We start from the raw sequence: 20,918 nt of genomic DNA on the forward strand, positions 1-20,918 counted from the left end.
AACATGTTCATTTCTTGTATTCATTAAGTATGTCTTATTATTCTGGCACTATATCTTGATCTATTATGCTTTTTTGTGCTTTTTATTGTACTTTCAGTATGCTTTATTATGAGCTTAATATTGCGTTTTACTGTGCCAGTTTTTCTTTCAGCAGTTTGTTGACCAGACCGGGATTAGCCTGCCCTCTGGTCGCTTTCATAACCTGACCGACTAAAAATCCAAGTGCGCTCTCTTTGCCGGCTTGGTAATCAGTGACGGATTTTTCGTTAGCAGCAAGAATGCCGTCCACAATTATTCCAAGTTCACTTTCATCGCTGATCTGGACAAGTCCTTTCTCTTTTATGATCGTTTCCGGATCTTTACCTGTGTTATAGATTTCTTCGAGCACATTCTTGCCGATCTTGCCGCTGATATCACCTTTCTTGATCAGCGTCAGCATCCCTGCCAGCTGTTCCGGAGAGACGGGCGAATCTTCGAAGGAGCGTCCGTTGGTTTTCAGCAGGCCGCTTAAATCTCCCATGACCCAGTTGGCAAGAAGTTTCGCGTCATTGATCCTGGCGAGTGCCTGGTCAAAGAATGCTGCCATCGCTCTGGATGCGGTAATGACCCCTGCGTCGTATTCCGACAGGCCGTGGGACTGCAGTCTTGCTTTTTTGGCGGCAGGCAGCTCCGGCAAGGAAGCTCTGATTCTCTCGACCCAGTCTCGGTCGATCACGAGCGGCATCAGATCCGGCTCCGGAAAATAGCGGTAGTCGTGGGCCTCTTCCTTGGATCGGAGAGACAGCGTCATCCCTCTACCTTCGTCCCAGGTCCTCGTTTCCTGAATGATTTCTTGGCCGTCGTCGAGTGCTTCAGCCTGACGCTCGGTTTCGTATTCCAGACAGCGGCGGACTGAGCTGAAGGAGTTCAAATTCTTGGTTTCGGTCCGCGTGCCGAATTGTTCGGTTCCTTTGAGGCGAAGCGAGACATTGATATCAAAACGGACGGAACCCTGTTCGAGTTTGCAGTCGGAAATTCCGGCATAATCCATGATCTGGACCAGTTGTTCCAGGTAAGCCAGAACTTCATCTATAGAGCGCATATCCGGTTCCGAGACAATTTCCAGAAGCGGTACACCCGTCCGGTTATAATCAACCCCGGAACTGCTGGACGTCATAATAGTCTCCCCGCTGTGCACCAGTTTCCCGGCATCTTCTTCCATATGCGCTCTCGTGATGCCGATACGTTTATTCGTTCCGTTCACCGTAACATCGAGCCAGCCATTTTTGCAGATCGGCAGGTCATACTGAGACGTCTGGTAATTCTTCGTTAGGTCCGGATAGAAATAGTTCTTACGGTCAAATTTGGAGAATTGGGCGATCTCGCAGTTCAAAGCAAGACCCGCCTTGATCGCGAGATTGACGACTTCTTTATTCAGTACCGGCAGGACGCCCGGCAGCCCTAGACACACAGGACAAACGTGTGTGTTCTGCTCTCCGCCAAACTCCGTTGTACAGCCGCAGAAGATCTTCGTTTTCGTTGCCATCTCGACGTGGGTTTCTACGCCGCAAACCATTTCATATTTATCGTTAAAAGACATCTAGCGCACCTCCTTGAGCAGCGCAGGCACCTGATGATAATACTCGGTATTTTGTTCAAACGCATAAGCGGCTTTGTACAGCATGCCTTCTTCAAAGTGCTTGCTGATCAGCTGCATCCCGACCGGCATGCCATCGACAAATCCCGCCGGCACTGAGATGGCCGGCAGACCAGCCAGATTAACCGGGATCGTATAGACATCTCCCATATACATCGCCAAAGGATCTGATTTTTCGCCGATCTTATACGCGGTGGTCGGCGCTGTCGGCGACAGCAGCACATCATATTTGGCAAAAGCACGGTCAAAATCCTGCTTGATTAACGTCCGCACTTTCTGGGCCTTCAGGTAATAAGCATCATAATAGCCCGAGCTCAAAGCATACGTTCCGAGCATGATCCGGCGCTTGACTTCCTGACCAAAGCCCTTTTCCCTGGTCTTTTTAAACATCTCAATCATATCGTCGGCTTCCGCGCGGTAACCATAGCGCACTCCGTCGTAGCGGGCCAGGTTGGAACTGCATTCAGCCGGAGCAATGATATAGTAAGCCGGCATTGCAAACTCCGTATGCGGTAGTGAACAGCGCTCGATCTCCGCCCCCAGGCTTTCAAAAGTCCGGATCGCCTTTTGTATAACTTCAGCAACATCCGAGTTCAGACCGGAAGCAAAATATTCATCGGGAATCCCAATTTTTAGGCCTTTTACATCATTTTCTAAAAATCGGGTATAATCTGGCTTAACAAACGGTACTGAAGTCGAATCTTTCGGATCATGACCGGCAATCGCATTAAGAACTAGGGCATTATCCCTGACGTTCGTCGTAAGCGGTCCGATCTGGTCAAGCGAAGAAGCAAAGGCCACAAGTCCGTAACGTGACACAGCGCCGTAGGTAGGTTTTAGACCAACGACTCCGCAGAAGGCTGCCGGCTGGCGAATGGAACCACCGGTATCCGAACCGAGCGCAAACGGTACTTCCCTTGCTGCAACGCAGGCCGCCGACCCCCCGGAAGAACCGCCCGGAACGCTCTCCAGATCCCACGGATTCGCTGTCGGATGGTAACCGGAATTTTCGGTAGACGATCCCATCGCAAATTCATCCATATTTAGTTTGCCGAGCAGTACGGCTCCAGAAGCTTTCAACCGTTCGGTCACCGTGGCGTCATAAGGCGGATTAAAATTCTCTAGAATCCGCGAACCACAGGTCGTTGGGATTCCTTCTGTACACATATTATCTTTCATGGCCATTGGCAGCCCTTCGAGCGATCCGAGGCTTTCGCCGCCGGCAATCTTCTTATCGACTTTTGCTGCCTTCATCAGCGCCGAATCTGCGGTAACCGTCAGAAACGCTTTAACCCTGGAATCCGCACTGTCAATATAATCAAGATACGATCTGGTTAATTCCACGCAGCTAATTTCTTTGTTTACGAGCATATGATGTAATTCTTCTAATGACTTGAATATTGGCATGAACCTGGTACTCCTTTCCGAATCCGAGACACTCAGAGAGACGTTCAATTATCGTTTGTCAGAAGGCAACCTGCTTGTTGATCAGTTATTGATCGCGTATGTAAATTCTGTTAAAACAAAGCTTTTAATTGGATCAGTCTCTGTTTTATACTAGACGATTCTGGGAACCCGGAAGAACCCGTCCTCTTCGTCAGGTGCATTCATTAAGATTTTATCCTGGCTCATCGAAGGTTTTACTTCATCTTCCCGCAAAACATTAAAAAGCTGCACCGCATGCGCGGTCGGAGAAACCTGATCCGTGTTGAGCTTTTGGAGCATTTCAGCATATCCGAGGATCGAATTCAGCTGCTCCGTATATAATTCCACTTCCTCTTCTGAAAGCTGCAGCCTGGCCAGAAGAGCAACGTGTTCCACTTCTTCTCTGGATAGTTTCATAACTCAATAACGCCGCCTTTCTCAAATGGACATATAAATAAATATAACAAAAATGAGCCTGTGGGGCAAGGAAAAGCAAAAAAAGCCAGCAAATCCAAGTTATCTATAAGAATTTATGACTAATCGGTATAAACCACAATGAGTAAAAATCATAAAAAAAACAACAAACTGATAACGAGAAGATAGCGAGTAGATTAAATAAGATGATCAGAAAAAAGACAAAGAAAAAGTTTTGGCCGCCTGAAAAAAATTAAAAGGTGATCAGATACTTGACGTAGAACTATGTAATTCATTACATTGGCCAAAACGCCGAAACACTCTCATCTTTCTTTAAGTAAAAGTATCGATAATGATACTTAAGGAGAAAATAATCACTATTTTTAAATATACAACTGAATCAGAAAGGAAGTAATGCCAATGGAGCAGAACGTCAGACCCTTTGAAAAGTTTTTTCCGGGAAGCCACCTTATTCTCGGAGAAGCGGGTTCCGGAAAGACCCGCCTCATTTGGTCCATACTCCAGGGAAAAGACTTTGTTGAGGATCATTCCATCAACATCGTCCTGACAGATTCAGAAAAACGTATTTGGTACAATCCTCCCAATAATCCTGTCCGTACGATCAATCCTTATGAAACCGATATTTCTTGGGTCACTGAACCTACGAAGCCAGGTATATACTACTGTGCCTGCGACTACGCACCCCGAATCATCACTTTTCTGGAATGCCTTGCTACCTGGTCAATCCACGAAAAAAACATAACAAACCGAGTCCGGATTTTCATCGATCTTCCGTCCAAGTACTGGAATATTCCTGAGTTTGCAGAGCAGCTTGGCCGACTCGATTATATTACAGCCAACCGCAAGGAAGAAGACGGCTCACTCATTGAAATATGGGCTGCCATCGGATCTCTAAACAAAACATCCTCGGAAATCAAATCCCTGTTCCAGCACGTAAATCTGATTATGCTTAATCCCCTGCCCCACGGCTGGTCCAATAAGCTCCTGAACCTTTTAGATATCAAGTGCGATAATCTGTCGGAGCTTGTAGCCAGAATCAATAGTGACATCAAAGATGGCTTTTACTACATCCCAATTACGGAAGAGTACCTCGCTTTAGATCCTAAACCAATAGTGAAGCCGTAATAATTGCCAGCTTGACAGCTGCTGACTATGTGTTAGCAGCTATTTTGTTTTCTATGTTTATATTTGCATGTTTACGGAACGTAAGCAAACCGCTCTTCGGCACTTATGCTTCGGTATTAATCAGCGCCTTAAATTCATCTTCGGTATAGACCGGGATTCCGAGTTCCCTGGCTTTATTATACTTTGAACCGGGGTTCTCACCGACGAGAACCAGGGATGTTTTTTTGCTTACACTTGACGAGGCCTTACCGCCGAGCTGTTCAATCAGGTCCTCGATTTCGCGCCTTTCCCACGATCGAAGTGCACCAGTCACCACAATGCTCTTCCCTGTAAGGACCTGGGAAACAGACGTATTCGCTGCGGTCATGGTGACACCGGCCACCTTCAGCCTGTTCAGAAATTCGCGGTTCGCAGGGGCACTGAAGAAACTCACAATACTTTTGGCCATGATGCCGCCAATATCGCCGATTTCCCGGAGTTCTTCCTCGGTCGCATTTTCCAGAGCTTCCATGCTTCGGTACCTTGCGGCCAGGATCTTGCCGACTTTGACCCCGACATGCCGGATGCCCATCGCAAAAATCAGTGAAGCCAGGCCGCGCTCTGTGCTTTTTCCGATCGAAGCAAGCAGGTTGCGGGCTGATTTATCAGCCATCCGGTCTAATTGAACAAGGTCTTCGTACTGAAGATAATATAAATCGGAGGCGTCTTTGACAAGCCCGGCATCCAGCAGCTGGCTGACCACAGCGGGCCCGAGACCTTCAATATTCATCGCATCCCTGGACACAAAATGGATCAGGGCTTCTCTCTGGCGTGACGGGCAGGAGATATTCTGGCAACGATGGGCGGCCTCTCCTTCCAGCCTGTAAACTGGACTGCCGCAGGACGGGCAATTGGCAGGCATTTCAAACACAATTTCCTGACCGGTGCGTTTCCCAGGTAGCGATTTGATGATTTCAGGAATCACATCTCCAGCCTTATGAATTAATACATAATCGCCGATCCGGATGTCCTTGTCCCGGATATTGTCCAGATTATGCAGCGTGGCCCTTCCTACGGTAGAACCGGCTACAAATACATCCTTAAGAACCGCAGTCGGGGTAAGCACTCCCGTCCGGCCCACATTGATCTCAACATCCTTCACCTGGGTCTCAACCTGTTCGGCCGGGAATTTATAAGCAGTCGCCCAGCGCGGGCTTTTGGCCGTATAGCCGAGCTCAAGCTGCTGAGAAAAGCTGTTCACCTTGATGACCAGGCCATCGATCTCATAAGGAAAACCGTGCCGTTCGTCCGTCATCCGACTGCAGTACGCAATCACTTGCTCCATGGTTGAAAACAGCTGATAGTTTGGATTGACATTAAATCCAAACCTGCTCAAGGCTTCCAGCACTCCGATCTGGGTACTGATCCCCATCTGTTCGGCCTGAATCAGCTGATACGCAAAATATCCTAGTTTCCGCTGCGCCGTAATCCTGGAATCCTGCTGACGCAGGGAACCGGCTGCCGCATTTCTCGGGTTCGCAAACAGGGAAAGTCCCTCTTCTTCCCGCTCCGTATTCAGCTGGAGGAAGGACTCCTTCGGCATATATCCTTCGCCACGGACATCCACAGAACTTTTGAATTTCCCGCCATCTGCGTTGTACAGCCGAAGTGGCACGGCTCTAATGGTCCGGACATTTGCTGTGATCTCTTCCCCGACTTCACCGTCACCGCGGGTTGCCCCCCGCTGCAAAATACCTTCCTGGTAAGTTAAGGCTACTGTCAGCCCGTCGATCTTCAATTCTACGACATATTCCGCATCGGGTGCCACACTGCGCACCCGACGGTCAAAGTCCATCAATTCCTCAGCATTGAAAGCATTATCGAGACTCAGCATCGGTTCCGGGTGCCGGACCTTTGGAAATTGGGATGCGATAAAACCCCCGACCCGTTGGGAAGGAGAATCAAGTGTGACCCAGTCCGGGTGTTGATATTCGATCTCGATGAGCTCCCTTAAGTAAAGGTCATATTCGGCATCTGTAAGAATGGGGTCATCCAAGCCGTAATAATGATAATTGGCCTTTTCGATCATATTCTTGAGTTCGACCAAACGGTTATTTTGATCCATACCGGAACCCCTTACCTTATCTCATATTTTTGCTGCGAAGGCTTGTTTGCCGTTTCGCCAAAAGATTAACTAAAATTACCCAAATTATCGATTTAGCATTAGAATAACCTGTTAGATCTTTGAAAGTCGGGCATACTCGGCAATCAGTTTCTTAACTTCACCGCTGAAAACAACCGTGATCTCGGCACTGTTCCCTTCACCTTTTACGGACATTACAATGCCGTGGCCGAATTTGGGATGCCCGACTTTGTCACCGACCAGAAAGCTCCCGGGATCGGAGCTGACAACAGACGCTCCACTGTCCTTCCAGCTTTTACGTCCGGCAAAGGAATTGCCTGAAGTGGAAGCAGCAGCATCACCGGCATATTTCCTGGCTTGGGAAGAAAGCCCGAATCCCCTGCCAAGAATTTCCCGACGGGAGGTCTCCTCTGTCAGAAGCTCCTCGGGTATTTCTTTTAGGAATAGCGAAGGCACACTACTCTGGATATGGCCAAAGACCATCCTTTGTTCCGTCGTGCTCAGGAAAAGCTTTTCTCTGGCCCGGGTGATCGTAACGTAGCATAGCCGGCGTTCTTCCTCGAGCAGAACCTGTTCCAAAAGGCTCCTGCCACTCGGGAAGATCCCGTCTTCCATTCCAACTGCAAACACAACTGGGAATTCCAATCCTTTGGCGCTGTGCATGGTCATTAGCTTTACGGCGTCTTCCGCTTCATCAAAACTGTCAATTTCTGCGACCAGAGAAACCTGTTCGAGGAATCCTCCCAGAATAAGCATATTCTGGTCAGTCTCCAGATCAGGATCCTCAAGGTAGTCCTGAATGTTGTTGTCGTACTCGGCTGTTACGGAAAGGAATTCATTAAGGTTTTCTATCCGGGATTCAGCCTCCACCGTATTTTCCGCTCGGAGAGATGCCATGTATCCCGTATCCCTTATGATCTTCTCCGTCAACTCGGTCAGCGGCACACCCTTTTGAGCTTCTTGACGGAATCCAAGCATCAGTTCATGGAAATTCGTCAGTGTGCCAACGCCTTTAGTCTGGAGACCTGGAATATATGCCACTTCAGCCAGCGCATCCAGAATCGGCATACCCTGTTCCTCAGCGTACTCCAGTATTTTATCCAGGCTGACTTTTCCAATACCTCTTTTGGGCACATTAATGACCCTGGCGAAGCTGACGCGATCGGCCGGATTGTTCAGCAGCCGCAAATAGGCCAGAATATCCTTGATTTCGAGGCGTTCGTAGAACTTAACCCCGGAATATATTTTGTAGGGTATGCTTTCTTTCATGAAGTGTTCTTCCAGCACCCGGGACTGGGCATTTGTGCGGTACAGGATCGCAAAATCGTTATACCGTCTGCCTTCTGTATCAGCCAGATCACGAATTTTCCCAGTCACAAAGCGGGCTTCGTCATGCTCATCTGTCGCTTTAAAGAGAACTATTTCCTCTCCTTCCGTATTTTCTGTCCAGAGAGATTTCCCTTTGCGATTATAATTATTGCTGACGACTTCGTTGGCCGCCCGCAGAATCTTTTGCGTCGAACGATAATTCTGCTCCAGCTTCAACACTTTGGCTTCCGGATAGTCTCTTTCAAAATCCAGGATATTCTGGATATCAGCACCTCTCCAGCCGTAAACGGACTGGTCGTCGTCCCCGACGACGCAAAGGTTGCAATAGCGTGCAGCAAGCTGCTTGATCAGGATATACTGAGCATGATTGGTATCCTGATACTCATCGACGAGGATGTAACGGAATTTTTCCTGATAGTAGCTTAAGACATCCGGGTTTTCCCTGAATATTTTCACTGTCAGCATGATGATATCATCGAAATCTAAGGCATTATTGCCGGAGAGCTTTCTCTGGTACAAACGGTAGGCCGCAGCCGCTTTTTCGGTAAAGAAATCTCTGGCCTCTGCAGCAAAAGCATCCGGCCCTAAAAGCTTATTCTTGGCATCGCTGATCGTTGCTAAAACAGCCCGCGGCGCAAATTTTTTATCATCGAGATTCAGTTCCTTCAGACACTCTTTAAGCACAGTCAGCTGATCCCCGGCATCATAGATCACAAAGCTCCGGGAATATCCCGGCAGGGCATTGATTTCCCGCCTTAAGATCCGCACGCAGGTAGAATGAAAGGTCGCTACCCAGAGCCCCTCACCCTCACTGCCTACCAGCGCAAGAACGCGGTCTCTCATCTCTTTGGCAGCCTTATTCGTAAACGTAATCGCCAGGATGTTCCAGGGATTAACGCCTTTAGCCACCAGATGCGCGATCCTATAAGTCAATACTCTTGTCTTGCCTGAACCGGCTCCGGCTAAAATAAGAAGAGGACCGTCTCCACTTTCAACTGCTTCCCGTTGGACAGGGTTCAGGTCCTTAAGATAATACATTGATAAGATCACCTTTCTTGTCATTTCCAAATTAAAATCTCCGAATATACTCGTTTATGACCGATACAAAACATTATCCTCATTTTACCACATAAAAAGCAAAAAGGGAACAGGTGTTCGAGAAGAAATAATTAGATCAATAGCAAGAGGTTAATCGCAATATCCTTTATCTTTCAGTTTGCTGAGATGTGATGTCAGAACCTCATTGAGATCAATACCGTAATGCTCTTCCAGAACGAACATCATGGTTACCGCAGTCTGGGCAACATCCATCAGCTCCTTGGCGACCATCTGCATCGCCTCTGCCTCTTCCACCCGCAGCGCTTCTCCGTTTAAGCCCCGGAATTTGCCGATCGCCTGGGCCAGCTCCCCAGATTCTTCCATGATTTTTAACGCGGTGCTTTCGAGGGAAGGATTCAATCTGTTCAACCGCGGCAATGTGATGGTCTTCGTTACTTTTTCGTTCATGCTCTTTCTCCCTTTACAGGCATTACGACATCTTCACTTTGAACAAATATATTTATTTTCTTCTTGCATTGAGTTCTTCGGCAATCTCCGTTAAAGGAACGTTCCTGTCTTCCAGCAGGACCAGCAGGTGATACAGCAGATCGGAAGCTTCATAGCGGATCTCACTCAGCGAATCGTTTTTGGCGGCAATAATGACTTCCGCACATTCCTCACCGACTTTTTTTAGGATCTTGTCGATCCCTTTGGTAAAGAGATAGGTCGTATAGGCACCTTCCGGCCTCTCGATATTTCTCTGCTTGATAACTTCGGCGAGCATTTCCAAAGTCCTGCCCAGAGAGACAGGAGGTTTGGTATCCGGTTCGCCGCTGCACGTTTCAGAGCCCGGCAGGTAGTGAAAACAGGAGTAATAGTTTTCATGGCAGGCCATTCCACTTTGTTTCACCTTCAGAAGAATCGTATCCCGGTCACAGTCAAACCGGATATCGACGACTTCCTGGTAATGACCTGATGTTTCTCCCTTGACCCACAGCTGGCTTCTGCTGCGGCTGAAATAACACGCCTTGCCTTCAGTCAGAGTTTTTTTCAATGCTTCCTGATTCATGTAGGCGAGCATCAGCACTTCTCCGCTTTCGGCATCCTGGGCAATGGCCGGAACAAGACCTTTTTCATCCCACTTCACAGCCTGTACGGCTTTAGAGATATCGATGCTCCCTGACTCAAATCTACTGTTCATCTCGGTTGACTCCTAACTTTTCTCAATCATTATTTTCCGGGGATCTAATTACTAAGATGTTTCTTCAATATCCAAATTTGCTTATCTTTTCTGTGATTATCAATTTCTGAAGATTATCTTCGAATCGGTATGCCTTTTCTGGCCAGATAATCTTTCGTCTCTTTGATGCTGTATTCCCTGTAATGGAAAATGGACGCAGCGAGTACTGCATCTGCTTCCCCCTCCGTCAGACCTTCAGCCATATGTTCGAGTGTTCCGACCCCGCCGCTCGCGATTAACGGAATAGATACCGCTCTGCCCACGGTCCGGTTCAGTTCGTTGTCATAGCCCTCTTTGGTTCCGTCACGGTCCATCGAAGTCAGCAGAATTTCACCCGCCCCAAGTTCTTCAACTTTACCGGCCCATTCCAGAACATCGATCCCGGTCGGTTTACGGCCTCCGTGCGTATACACTTCCCAACGTCCCTCTCCGACTTTGCGGGCATCGATTGCGACAACAATGCACTGGCTGCCGAAGGCGAGGGCTCCTTGTTCGATTAACTCCGGATTTTGAACTGCAGCCGTATTTAAGGAGACTTTATCTGCTCCGGCCCGCAGCATTCTCCGGATATCCTCAATGGTTCTTAAGCCCCCACCAATGGTAAACGGAATAAACACTTTCTCAGCAGTTCTTCGGACGACATCGACCATCGTTTCCCGTCCTTCGGCAGAAGCCGAAATATCCAGGAAGACAAGCTCATCGGCACCTTCACGGTCATACAGCGAGGCAAGTTCCACAGGGTCGCCCGCATCCCGCAGATGAATAAAATTAGTCCCTTTAACTACCCGGCCATCGTGAACATCGAGGCAGGGTATGATTCGTTTGGCAAGCATTACATTTGCTCCTTTTGCTTGGGTTAGTCACCGTAATGGATGGCCTGGTGACTTAATCAGCAGGTGTATAAGTAATGTAAATTAGAAATTATGTTCTAACAGATAACCTGCAGGGCCTCTTTCAGGGTGAATGCGCCGGAATAGATCGCTTTGCCGACAATTGCGCCTTCAATCGCTATTCCATGGTCAGCCTCCGCTTTCAGTTTTTTCAGGTCATCCAGCGCGGAAATGCCGCCGGAAGCAATCACTTTCAGGCCGGTTGTCTCAGCCATACTGACGGTGCTGGCAATATTCGGGCCGCCAAGCATCCCGTCCCGGGAGATGTCGGTGAAGACAATCCGGGACACGCCGACTTGCTTCATCGCTTTGCCGAGATCCTCCGCTTTGAGATCGGTGCTTTCTGCCCATCCCTGAACCGCCACCATGCCGTCTTTGGCATCGATGCCGACAATAATCTGATCGCCATACCTACGGACAGCCTCCATTACAAGCTCCGGATCCCTTACCGCGGCCGTCCCGAGTATGATCCGAGCTACGCCTAATTCCAGCAGTTCTTCGACTCTGGCCAGCGTCCGGATACCGCCACCCACCTGAATTTTTAACGAAACATTCTTGACAATATCCCGAATAGCTTCATCGTTCACGGGTTTTCCGGAAAACGCCCCGTTCAGGTCGACGATATGCAGAACCTTTGATCCTCTGTCCTTAAAATCAGCCGCCACCTCGGCAGGATTGTCGGAATATACGGTTGCATCCTCCATTCTTCCCTGCAGGAGACGGACAACTTTGCCGTCTTTTAAATCGATTGCCGGATATATGATCATTGATTTTTCACCCATTTCCCAAAATTATCGAGCATGACCAGACCCCAGGGGCTGGACTTCTCTGGGTGGAATTGCGCACCCCAGACATTGTCTTTACCGACCAGCGCAGGGAACTCCAGCCCATAATCGCTGGTCCCGGCAATACAATCCCGATCAGCTGGCTGAGCGAAATAAGAGTGGACAAAATAAAAATAAGAATGGTTCGGAATATTATCACAGATCCTGTTGGGTCTGACAACATTCAGCGTATTCCAGCCCATATGCGGTATCTTCAAACCCGGCGGGAATTTGACCACCCGGCCTTTTAGAAAACAAAGACCGGCATGTTCTCCATGTTCCTCGCCAATCTCAAAAAGCAGTTGCATACCGAGGCAGATGCCCAGAAAAGGTTTGCCGCTTTGTACATACTGTTTTAAAGGGTCAAGCCAGCCGCCTTTCGCCAGCGCATCCATAGCATCCGCGAAAGCGCCGACTCCAGGCAGAATAACTCCGGCCGTATCGGTTAGCTTTTCCGGAGACTCCATGATCTCCGCTGAAAACCCAAGTTTTTCAAACGCCTTTTCCACACTTCGCAGATTTCCGCGTCCATAGTCTACTATGCCTATCATTCTAATGATGTCCTCCAGTAATTACATGCTGTTTTGCCAGCTAGTACCTTGTCAACCTTAAAAGCTCTATCCTATAAGCTCCCCTTGGTGGAGGGTACGCCGTCAACATGACTGTTTTTCCTCACAGCAAGTCCGAAGGCCCTGCCCGTGGCTTTAAATAAGGCTTCCAGAATGTGATGCCTGTTTTTCCCATCCAGCATGCAAATATGCAGCGTGATGCCGGCATTCGTCGCCAATGCCCGGAAAAATTCTTCCGCCATCTCTACCGGAAAATCACCGACCATCCCTTCCGGGCAATCAACTTTCCAGACCAAAAATCCCCGGTTGGAGATATCTGCGGCAACCTGAACCAGGGCTTCATCCATCGGAAACAGGCAATCCCCGACTCTCTCAATTCCGGACTTGTCCCCCAGCGCTTCTTTCAACGCCTGTCCAAGGACGATCCCACAGTCTTCCACCAAATGATGCTGGTCAACTTTCAGGTCTCCTCCGGCTTTAATTTCCAGATCAAAATGGGCAAACCGGCAAAAGGCATCAAGCATGTGGTCAAAAAAACCGATTCCGGTATCTACGTTTACTCTCCCGCTGCCGTCAATCGCCAGCGTCAGTGAAATCTCCGTCTCCAGGGTTGTTCTGTTTAGATTGGCACTCCTCACACTATAGGCCCCCTTACTAACCTTATCCTTCTATTATACATGAAGATACTGTTCTTCCGCCATCACGATTTCAACGCCACTTCTGTCTGACCTCTATGGCTCTGGCATGCGCCTCCAAGCCTTCTTTGCGGGCAAGATACGCAATCTGGGCGGCATCCCTTTGCAGTGCTTCTTCGGAATAATTAATCACACTGATCCTTTTGACAAAGGTGTCGACGCTAAGGACAGAATAAAAGCGTGCGGTCCCTCCTGTCGGCAAGATATGGTTCGGTCCCGCAAAATAGTCGCCGACCGGTTCCGGCGTATATCTTCCCAGGAATACCGCTCCGGCATTTTTTACCTTGCCCAGCCAAGCAAACGGATCCTGCACAACAAGCTCAAAGTGTTCAGGGGCAATGCGGTTCACAAGGTTGATCCCTTCTTCAAGATCTTCAACCAGGATTGCAGCCCCGTAAGTATCCCAGGAAGCCCTGGCAATTTCAGCCCGTGGAAGCGCTTCAAGCTGGCGTTCCACCTCAATCACGGTCTTTTCCAACAAATCGGAGTACGGCGAAATCAGAATTGCTGAGGCAAGCCTGTCGTGTTCCGCCTGCGAAAGCAGGTCTGCCGCCAGTTCCTCCGGGGCAGCGCTTTCATCCGCAAGAATAAGGATCTCGCTCGGTCCGGCCAACATATCAATGTCCACGGTTCCATAGACCATTTTCTTAGCAAGGGTCACAAAGATATTGCCCGGCCCTGTAATCTTATCCACCGGTGCAATCGTCGCTGTGCCAAAAGCAAGAGCAGCGACCGCCTGCGCACCTCCGACCTTATAGATCTCTTTGACACCGCACTCTGCGGCAGCGACCAGCACCTCCGGCAAAAGACTTCCGTCTTTCAGGGGCGGAGAAACCATGACGATCTCCTCGACTCCGGCTACAGCTGCCGGAAGCGCATTCATCAGAACAGAAGATGGATAAGCCGCTGTTCCTCCCGGAACATAGATCCCAACCCGCTGCAGAGGACGAATGATCTGACCGAGGATACTGCCGTCTTCAGCAATATCAAACCAGGAAACCCTTTTTTGCTTTTCGTGGTAGGTTCTGACGTTGTTCATCGCCTGGCTAATTGCTTCCAGATACACATCATCTACTTTTTTATAAGCTTCCCAGATCTCCTGATCGGTGACCCGCAATCCCGAGCCCTTCAGGTCAACCCCGTCAAACGCGGCAGTCAGGTCATATAGGGCTTCATCCCCCTGCTCACGAATCTTTTGCAGAATTCCTGCAACTTTTTCTTCGAGGTTGTGGTTATCGCCGTAGGATTTATTAATAAGCTTCTTCAGGTCAATATCCTGAATTTTTTGCACAGTCTTCATCGTCTTAAGCCTCCTTTGGCAATGTCAGTCGTACTACTGGACAAGGACTCTGATTTTTTCTGCAAGTCCCTGAATGCGTTCATATTTTACACGGTAGGACACACGGTTGGCAATCATTCTGCTCGTAGCTTCGAGGATCTGGGCAACCTCCGCCAGTTTATTCTCCCTTAAGGTCTTGCCGGTTGAGACAATATCCACAATCATTTCAGCCAGACCCACGCGGGGAGCAAGTTCAATATTGCCATGCAGCTTGATTGGTGTGACCTGCATGCCGTGCTCATTGAAAAACAGCTGGGCGACTCTCGGGAACTTGGTTGCCGCTCTCTTATGATTCAGCACGCTCAGGTCATATAGGCCATCCGGCAGCTTCTGCGGCAGGTTCTCCTCCGGCATCGCCACGACAAAGCGGCAGTACCCGAATTTTAAGTCGACCAGTTCGGCGACATCTTTGTTTTGTTCAATTACAGTATCCTTGCCAACAAAACCGATATCCGCAGCTCCCTGCTCCACATAGGTCGGGATATCCGTCGGGCGGCAAATGATGATTCTCGCCTCTGATCCCGGAAGATCAAACAACAGTTTACGGGAATCATTTTCTACTGATCTGCAGTCCAGCCCCGCTTCCGTCAGAAGCGCCACTGAATCCGTCAGTAATTTTCCTTTTGGCAGCGCTATGGTTAAATAATTCTTCGGCACAATGCAAAGCCCCTTCCAAAGATTCATGATTAGACCAATGGCCTGTAAATTAATTGCTAACGATGTTAAATGAAAATCGTGTAAGTTAGAAACTATTTGACCTGCCCCATTAGGCAGGACACTTATTTATTGCTTTCAATCTTCTCCAGCAGCGCAATTCCGCGGCTGGAAGCCATGTTTCTGGCATCGGTGTCCTCCAGGAATCCGAGGGCCATCTCAACTTTTTTGCCGCTCTTTCTGAGCTCCCGGCAGCGTTTGATCACAGCTCCGGGGGATTGTCCGTAAACCAGAACATCGGCCATATCCAATTCAAAATCTGCAGCCTTCTCAAGTATAAAGCCAAGATTAACCGCAAAGCCTGTTGCGCCGTGGTTCATTCCAAAATCTGCATAGAGACCATCGTAACGTCCTCCTTCAATCAGCGGAACGCCGATCCCCGGAAGATAGCCTTCAAAAATTGCGCCGGTATAATACGAGAACCCTCTTAAAATCCCAAGGTCCAGGGATACGTAGTCCTGAACTCCGAATTCCTTTAAATACAAATAGATGGTCCGTAAAGATTCAACAGCTTTTCTTATCGGTTTGATATGCGTCCAGTTCTGGAGCTTATCCAGGACTTCTTCTTTGCCGGTCAGATAAGGCAGGGAAAGAAGAAGTTCCTTTGCCGACTCAGGCAAATCGTTGGAAGAAATGATTTTTTCAAGTTTGACCATGTCCTTGCGGGCTATACCGTCTTCCAACTCCTCCCTGACTTTGGTTTCAAACTTCATTTCTTCGGCAAGCCCCGAGAAAATCCCGTTATGCCCGAGGTTCAGCTGAAAATTTTTGATTTCAAGCGTCTTCATGATTTCTATGGCCAGCGCAATGACTTCAGCGTCTGCAATGTCATTATCCGAGCCGATCAGTTCAACACCCACCTGTCTGAACTCCCGGTAACGGGCGGAATCATTCCTGTAAACATCACCGCTGTAACAGAACCGCAAAGGAAATTGTCCGCCTTTCTGCCTTGTGGCAACCATCCTGGCAATCGGAGTCGTAAATTCCGGTCTTAACGCGAGAATATGACCGTTCTTGTCAAAGAATTTATATAGATGGTCATCCTTGTCTGCGTCAGGCTCCACACAAGCCCGGTATTCGAGCCCGGGAGTCGCAACTTTTTGATAGGACCAATTTTTACACACACTGATTGCTTTTCCTTCCAGTTCCTCCAGCTGTGCTAATTCAGCCGGCAGAAGATCGATCATCCCCTCCGGAATTTTAAGCCCCAATGATGAACGTTCCATAATTATTGCACCTCTTTTTCTGAAAGTTCTTATTCTTTGTGGTCTTTCTCCATCCGCTCGAGAACCATCTTGTACCCGTCGGCACCATAGTTTAAACAACGTTTGACCCTGCTGATGGTGGCAGAGCTTGCTCCGGTCATTTCAGCAATCCTGGAATAGGTCACATCTTCCTCCAGCATGCGGGCGACTTCCAGCCGCTGCGCGAGGGCCTTGATCTCCGCTACCGTAGCCAGATCCTCAAAGAAGCTGTAACATTCCTCTTTCGTTTTGAGCTTAAGGATCGCTTCAAAAAGAGAATCGGTCAGGGTATCCCTGATCCTTTCGTCACTTAACATGATTACTTACCTCCGGGGTTATCTCTTTTACACTTTAGTTTATTAAAGTATTTGCCCGGTGTCAAGTACAATATGAATAAATATCTTTAAATCGTGATTCCGTTTAAAAAGATTAATTAGAATTGGCTTGCAGGCCCGATATACTCAGGATATAATCTACTCAACGTCTTATTTTTTACCCAGAAACGAAAAAAATCGGTGGTTTATTTTACTGAAAAGAGTGAGTGAGCAAATGAGCAAATACTGGAGCAAAATTGCGGCTGGTCAGAGACCGTACGTACCGGGAGAACAGCCGAAAGACAGAAAATATATCAAGCTGAATACGAACGAATGCCCCTATCCGCCTTCGCCCTTAGTCCTCGAAGCAATCAAAGAAGCTGCGAATGAAAAACTGAAGTTATACCCCGATCCGAGCGGAGAGGACTTGCGCCAGACCGTAGCCGAATATTACGGCCTGAAGAAGGAGTGGGTATTTGTCGGAAACGGCTCCGATGAAATCCTGGCCTTTGCGTTTATGGCTTTTTTTGACCCGGGCAGCACGATCCTTTTCCCGGATGTTACCTATAGTTTCTACCCGGTCTATGCCAACCTGTTTCAACTGGACTACCGGCTGGTTCCGCTGCGGGAAGAATTTTCTTTATACCCGCCTGATTTCTACGATTCCGAGGGCGGCGTCATTTTTCCAAACCCCAATGCCCCTACCGGCAACTATGTAACGATGGAAATGATAGAAAAAATCCTTATCCGCAATCCAGATAAGGTGGTCATCGTTGATGAAGCTTATATCGATTTTGGCGGTGAAACTGCCATTCCGCTTATTGCGAAGTATCCGAATCTGCTGGTGATCCAGACCCTGTCCAAGTCCCGGTCTCTGGCAGGCTTAAGGGTAGGCTTTGCTTTAGGTCAGGATGGGCTGATGGAAGGCTTGAACCGGATCAAAAATTCCTTTAATTCTTATACGTTGGACCGCCTATCCATGGCCGGAGCAATCGCAGCCATAAGAGATGAGTCCTACTTTCAGGCCACGAGACAGAAAGTGATGCAAACCAGGGAAAGAATTGTTCCGATACTCAGGCAAATGGGCTGGCAAGTGATTCCTTCACAGGCGAATTTCATTTTCATATCCCACCCCGTGTTCAAAGCCGAAGGGGTCTTTACCGAACTCCGACAGCAGGGCATTCTGGTTAGGTACTTCCGCCAGCCCAAGATTGACAATTACCTGCGTGTCAGTATCGGCAGTGACGAGGAGATGGACAGCCTGCTCCAAGCACTTACTGAGATTAACCCATAACATTTGTTATGGCTCGGTACTAATCCCATGATTCCCAAACTTCAGAAGCATACCCTACTGTGGCCTGTCTGCCATTGCGTACGATCGGCGTCCGGTAGAGACTTGGATTGTTCAGCAGCAGCTCTTCCCTGACATTGGAACTGCTGATTTTGTTGAGGTTTAACCGGGAATAGTCTTTGCTTCCGGTATTAAACAGGTTGTTCAGACCAATCGCTGCTTTGATGCTCTGCAGTTCCCCTTTGCTTAATCCCTTTTGCTCCAGATCAATCAGCTGATATTGAATGCGGCGTTCTTTAAACCAGCGCTCCGCTTTTTTTGTATCAAAACACTTTTTAATCCCAAATATCTGTATGTTCATGAACTCTCCTTAACCTCCAGATCAGGCTTCAACCCGGTCTCTTCCGTTCTTTTTGGCTAAATAAAGCTTGTTGTCCATTTTTTGTATCAAAAATAAAGAATAACACGTAAAAACGAAGATGTCCAAATTTCTTGGACATCCCCGACTAAGCAAGCAATTTGCATCTATTTTTGGTTTTACCATCCAGCAGATTCAGCCGTAAGAATTAGAATATTACGCCAAGGGCAATTAAAATCAAAATTGCAATCGCAATAATTGCTACCCCATAATTGGGTACAGCCACTGGTCTGGCAACCGGCATGCTGCAGCAACAACCACCTTGTCTATACATTCTTTGGGCCTCCTTTCCGGGACACTTGTATTATTTCGTTATCCTAGAATACGATTCCCATTGCAATCAACAATAAAATGATTACAACAACAATAGCGATCCCACAAAGACATCCGCCGCCCATGCCTCCGCCATAAGCGCCTACAGCACCTTCAACTGCCATTTTTTTGCACCTCCTGCTATTCTATATTCGCTCTATTCTATTCATATTCCCATAATATGGTACTCTATTTTGCTCAAGAGGCAAAAATAAACCCTCCCGAGCAGTTTACTGCCAATAGGAGGGTATATTTTTAATTTCTTCATTACATTATAAAAATTTAAATTGTTATTTATTTTAAAATTTTTATCTTGTTTATCTTCGCGGAAATGCTCTCCTGGCCCTCGGTTCCTTTAGAACCTCAGCCCAGATCACGCCACGCATCACTTCCGAGGATGACAAACCGAAACCGAAGGCTTGTCTTTTTTGAGAAATTTGATCTCTCGGTATGATCTGCCTGTTGGTATAATCACTGCCTTCGGCTCCCCATGTTCCTTCCTGGTCTGCGGTTCCTTCATCGCCGCCGAGGCCTTCAATGCCCTGGGTGCCCTCGTTGGAAATATACCGATCATAGTCCGATCGTCCTTCTTCTCTCCATTTGTTTTCTGTTTTTTGGACGGTTTCAGCTTTCCGCGGAACTGAAGAAGCAGAAGTCGGAGGGGCAGCAGCCTTTTTCTTGACGGTTGATCCGTACGGTCCAGCCTGCAGCTCTCTCTCAGCCTTTTCCACAGATTCCCTAAGCTGTCTTTCCAGATCTTCGAAGAAATTTCCTTTTTTCTTTCTTTCCATCCGGGAAATGTCCCTGTCCATCTCGGTTGTCAGAGGTTCGGACAACGGCCTGTTGTCCTCCGGCCTAACAGGCCTGCGTTGCGGAGGCTTGTCTTTATTGGCAAAGAAGCTGTAAATTACAACCGCAATAATGATAAATGTTATGATATCCACTGAACATCACCTACTTCTTGGGTATCGTCGTTTCCGGTTCATCTCCTTTGGCTGTGACAGCGATATTATCCCGCATGCGGGTATCTGCAATCACGTTTTGCAGATTGTAATAATCCATAACGCCAAGGCGTCCCTCTTTTAAAGCTGATGCCAGTGCCAGTGGCACCTCCGCTTCCGCATCCACGACTTTTGCTCTCATTTCCTGAACGGACGCTTTCATTTCCTGTTCCCTGGCTACCGCCATCGCTCTGCGTTCCTCCGCTTTGGCTTGGGCAATCCTCTTGTCCGCTTCAGCCTGATCTGTTTGCAGCTGCGCTCCAATGTTTTTGCCGACATCGACATCGGCAATATCAATGGAGAGGATTTCAAAAGCTGTTCCGGAGTCCAACCCTTTATTCAAAACAGCCTGGGATATCATGTCCGGATTTTCGAGAACATTGGCATGGGAAGAGGAACTGCCGATACTTGTTACTATGCCCTCTCCGACGCGTGCAATAATCGTTTCTTCACCAGCTCCGCCAACCAGACGGTCAATGTTTGCCCGAACTGTGACTCTTGCTATGACTCTTAATTCAATCCCATTTTGTGCAACAGCAGAGACAGTGGGTGTTTGGATAACTTTCGGATTAACGGACATTTGCACCGCTTGCATAATATCACGTCCTGCCAAATCAATGGCTGCGGCTCTTTCAAATTTAAGCGGTATGGCCGCTCTTTCCGCAGCAATTAATGCGTTAACAACCTTGTCAACATTTCCTCCGGCAAGGTAATGGGCCTCAAGCTGTGCCGGGGTAAGTCCCAGACCAGCTTTATGTGCTTTAATCAATGGGTTCACAATCCTGATCGGTGCAACTCGCCTAAGTCTCATTCCGATCAGTGTGAATATGCCGATATTAACACCAGCTGCCAAAGCCGAAATCCAGAGACCGACCGGAATAAACGTAAACAGAACCATTAGAATAATCAGAACCAGCATAATCAGTATCACCGTTGTAACAAGTGCCGTTGTCATAT

Annotated in this window: 21 protein-coding genes; 2 read left to right on the forward strand and 19 right to left on the reverse strand. The window is 48.2% G+C overall.

Annotated elements, in window-relative coordinates; translation table 11 throughout:
* Window positions 1-127: 127 nt before the first annotated feature.
* The 3 genes from gatB to gatC all read right to left on the reverse strand — a co-directional run bounded on the left by gatB (window position 128) and on the right by gatC (window position 3,478).
* On the reverse strand, window positions 128-1,579 hold the full coding sequence (gene gatB / locus OKX56_RS07115; protein ID WP_019226662.1) for an Asp-tRNA(Asn)/Glu-tRNA(Gln) amidotransferase subunit GatB: 1,452 nt from the start codon (window positions 1,577-1,579) through the stop codon (window positions 128-130).
* The gene (gatA, locus tag OKX56_RS07120) at window positions 1,580-3,043 is read right to left on the reverse strand and encodes an Asp-tRNA(Asn)/Glu-tRNA(Gln) amidotransferase subunit GatA (RefSeq protein ID WP_019226661.1); all 1,464 of its coding nucleotides are present in this window, start codon (window positions 3,041-3,043) and stop codon (window positions 1,580-1,582) included.
* A gap of 150 nt (window positions 3,044-3,193) precedes the next feature.
* The gene (gatC, locus tag OKX56_RS07125; protein ID WP_019226660.1) at window positions 3,194-3,478 is read right to left on the reverse strand and encodes an Asp-tRNA(Asn)/Glu-tRNA(Gln) amidotransferase subunit GatC; all 285 of its coding nucleotides are present in this window, start codon (window positions 3,476-3,478) and stop codon (window positions 3,194-3,196) included.
* Window positions 3,479-3,895: 417 nt separating this feature from the next.
* Between gatC and OKX56_RS07130 the strand changes: the two genes are divergently transcribed.
* Window positions 3,896-4,621, forward strand: a complete 726-nt coding sequence (locus OKX56_RS07130) for a hypothetical protein (protein ID WP_019226659.1) — start codon at window positions 3,896-3,898, stop codon at window positions 4,619-4,621.
* Window positions 4,622-4,724: 103 nt separating this feature from the next.
* Here OKX56_RS07130 and ligA read toward each other — a convergent pair whose 3' ends face one another.
* From ligA to OKX56_RS07190, 12 genes are all read right to left on the reverse strand, one after another.
* Window positions 4,725-6,725 (reverse strand): NAD-dependent DNA ligase LigA, encoded by a 2,001-nt coding sequence (gene ligA / locus OKX56_RS07135; RefSeq protein ID WP_019226658.1) that lies wholly within the window; start codon window positions 6,723-6,725, stop codon window positions 4,725-4,727.
* Window positions 6,726-6,836: 111 nt separating this feature from the next.
* The gene (pcrA, locus tag OKX56_RS07140) at window positions 6,837-9,110 is read right to left on the reverse strand and encodes a DNA helicase PcrA (protein ID WP_025206018.1); all 2,274 of its coding nucleotides are present in this window, start codon (window positions 9,108-9,110) and stop codon (window positions 6,837-6,839) included.
* 150 nt (window positions 9,111-9,260) lie between these two features.
* On the reverse strand, window positions 9,261-9,578 hold the full coding sequence (locus OKX56_RS07145; protein ID WP_019226656.1) for a MazG-like family protein: 318 nt from the start codon (window positions 9,576-9,578) through the stop codon (window positions 9,261-9,263).
* 52 nt (window positions 9,579-9,630) lie between these two features.
* The gene (gene hisIE, locus OKX56_RS07150; protein ID WP_019226655.1) at window positions 9,631-10,311 is read right to left on the reverse strand and encodes a bifunctional phosphoribosyl-AMP cyclohydrolase/phosphoribosyl-ATP diphosphatase HisIE; all 681 of its coding nucleotides are present in this window, start codon (window positions 10,309-10,311) and stop codon (window positions 9,631-9,633) included.
* Window positions 10,312-10,424: 113 nt separating this feature from the next.
* Entirely contained in the window at window positions 10,425-11,183 is a 759-nt protein-coding gene (gene hisF, locus OKX56_RS07155) for an imidazole glycerol phosphate synthase subunit HisF (RefSeq protein WP_287896050.1), read from the reverse strand.
* Between the two features lie 95 nt (window positions 11,184-11,278).
* Window positions 11,279-12,007, reverse strand: coding sequence for a 1-(5-phosphoribosyl)-5-[(5-phosphoribosylamino)methylideneamino]imidazole-4-carboxamide isomerase (hisA, locus tag OKX56_RS07160; RefSeq protein WP_287896051.1), 729 nt, complete (start codon window positions 12,005-12,007; stop codon window positions 11,279-11,281).
* Window positions 12,004-12,615: an imidazole glycerol phosphate synthase subunit HisH gene (gene hisH, locus OKX56_RS07165; RefSeq protein WP_287896052.1), complete on the reverse strand. Its 612-nt coding sequence runs from the start codon at window positions 12,613-12,615 to the stop codon at window positions 12,004-12,006. Before hisH ends, hisA begins: the two co-directional genes overlap by 4 nt.
* A gap of 71 nt (window positions 12,616-12,686) precedes the next feature.
* Window positions 12,687-13,271, reverse strand: coding sequence for an imidazoleglycerol-phosphate dehydratase HisB (hisB, locus tag OKX56_RS07170; RefSeq protein WP_019226651.1), 585 nt, complete (start codon window positions 13,269-13,271; stop codon window positions 12,687-12,689).
* Window positions 13,272-13,341: 70 nt separating this feature from the next.
* The gene (hisD, locus tag OKX56_RS07175; protein WP_019226650.1) at window positions 13,342-14,628 is read right to left on the reverse strand and encodes a histidinol dehydrogenase; all 1,287 of its coding nucleotides are present in this window, start codon (window positions 14,626-14,628) and stop codon (window positions 13,342-13,344) included.
* A gap of 33 nt (window positions 14,629-14,661) precedes the next feature.
* A complete protein-coding gene (gene hisG, locus OKX56_RS07180) occupies window positions 14,662-15,324 on the reverse strand; it encodes an ATP phosphoribosyltransferase (protein ID WP_026071891.1) in 663 nt (220 codons plus the stop codon).
* Between the two features lie 122 nt (window positions 15,325-15,446).
* Entirely contained in the window at window positions 15,447-16,607 is a 1,161-nt protein-coding gene (gene hisZ, locus OKX56_RS07185; RefSeq protein ID WP_019226649.1) for an ATP phosphoribosyltransferase regulatory subunit, read from the reverse strand.
* A gap of 29 nt (window positions 16,608-16,636) precedes the next feature.
* Window positions 16,637-16,942, reverse strand: a complete 306-nt coding sequence (locus OKX56_RS07190) for a YerC/YecD family TrpR-related protein (RefSeq protein ID WP_019226648.1) — start codon at window positions 16,940-16,942, stop codon at window positions 16,637-16,639.
* 232 nt (window positions 16,943-17,174) lie between these two features.
* Here OKX56_RS07190 and hisC point away from each other — a divergent pair, with 232 nt between their 5' ends.
* Window positions 17,175-18,233, forward strand: a complete 1,059-nt coding sequence (gene hisC, locus OKX56_RS07195) for a histidinol-phosphate transaminase (protein ID WP_025206020.1) — start codon at window positions 17,175-17,177, stop codon at window positions 18,231-18,233.
* A gap of 19 nt (window positions 18,234-18,252) precedes the next feature.
* On the opposite strand, the gene OKX56_RS07200 is transcribed toward hisC, so the two are convergent.
* From OKX56_RS07200 to floA, 4 genes are all read right to left on the reverse strand, one after another.
* Window positions 18,253-18,591 (reverse strand): arsenate reductase family protein, encoded by a 339-nt coding sequence (locus OKX56_RS07200; RefSeq protein ID WP_019226646.1) that lies wholly within the window; start codon window positions 18,589-18,591, stop codon window positions 18,253-18,255.
* 205 nt (window positions 18,592-18,796) lie between these two features.
* Entirely contained in the window at window positions 18,797-18,922 is a 126-nt protein-coding gene (locus OKX56_RS07205) for a hypothetical protein (RefSeq protein ID WP_019226644.1), read from the reverse strand.
* A gap of 355 nt (window positions 18,923-19,277) precedes the next feature.
* Entirely contained in the window at window positions 19,278-19,904 is a 627-nt protein-coding gene (locus OKX56_RS07210) for a hypothetical protein (protein ID WP_019226642.1), read from the reverse strand.
* Between the two features lie 10 nt (window positions 19,905-19,914).
* The gene (gene floA / locus OKX56_RS07215; RefSeq protein WP_015043488.1) at window positions 19,915-20,916 is read right to left on the reverse strand and encodes a flotillin-like protein FloA; all 1,002 of its coding nucleotides are present in this window, start codon (window positions 20,914-20,916) and stop codon (window positions 19,915-19,917) included.
* Window positions 20,917-20,918 lie beyond the last annotated feature (2 nt).

Source organism: Dehalobacter sp., from assembly GCF_030063005.1.
Taxonomy (GTDB): domain Bacteria; phylum Bacillota; class Desulfitobacteriia; order Desulfitobacteriales; family Syntrophobotulaceae; genus Dehalobacter; species Dehalobacter restrictus.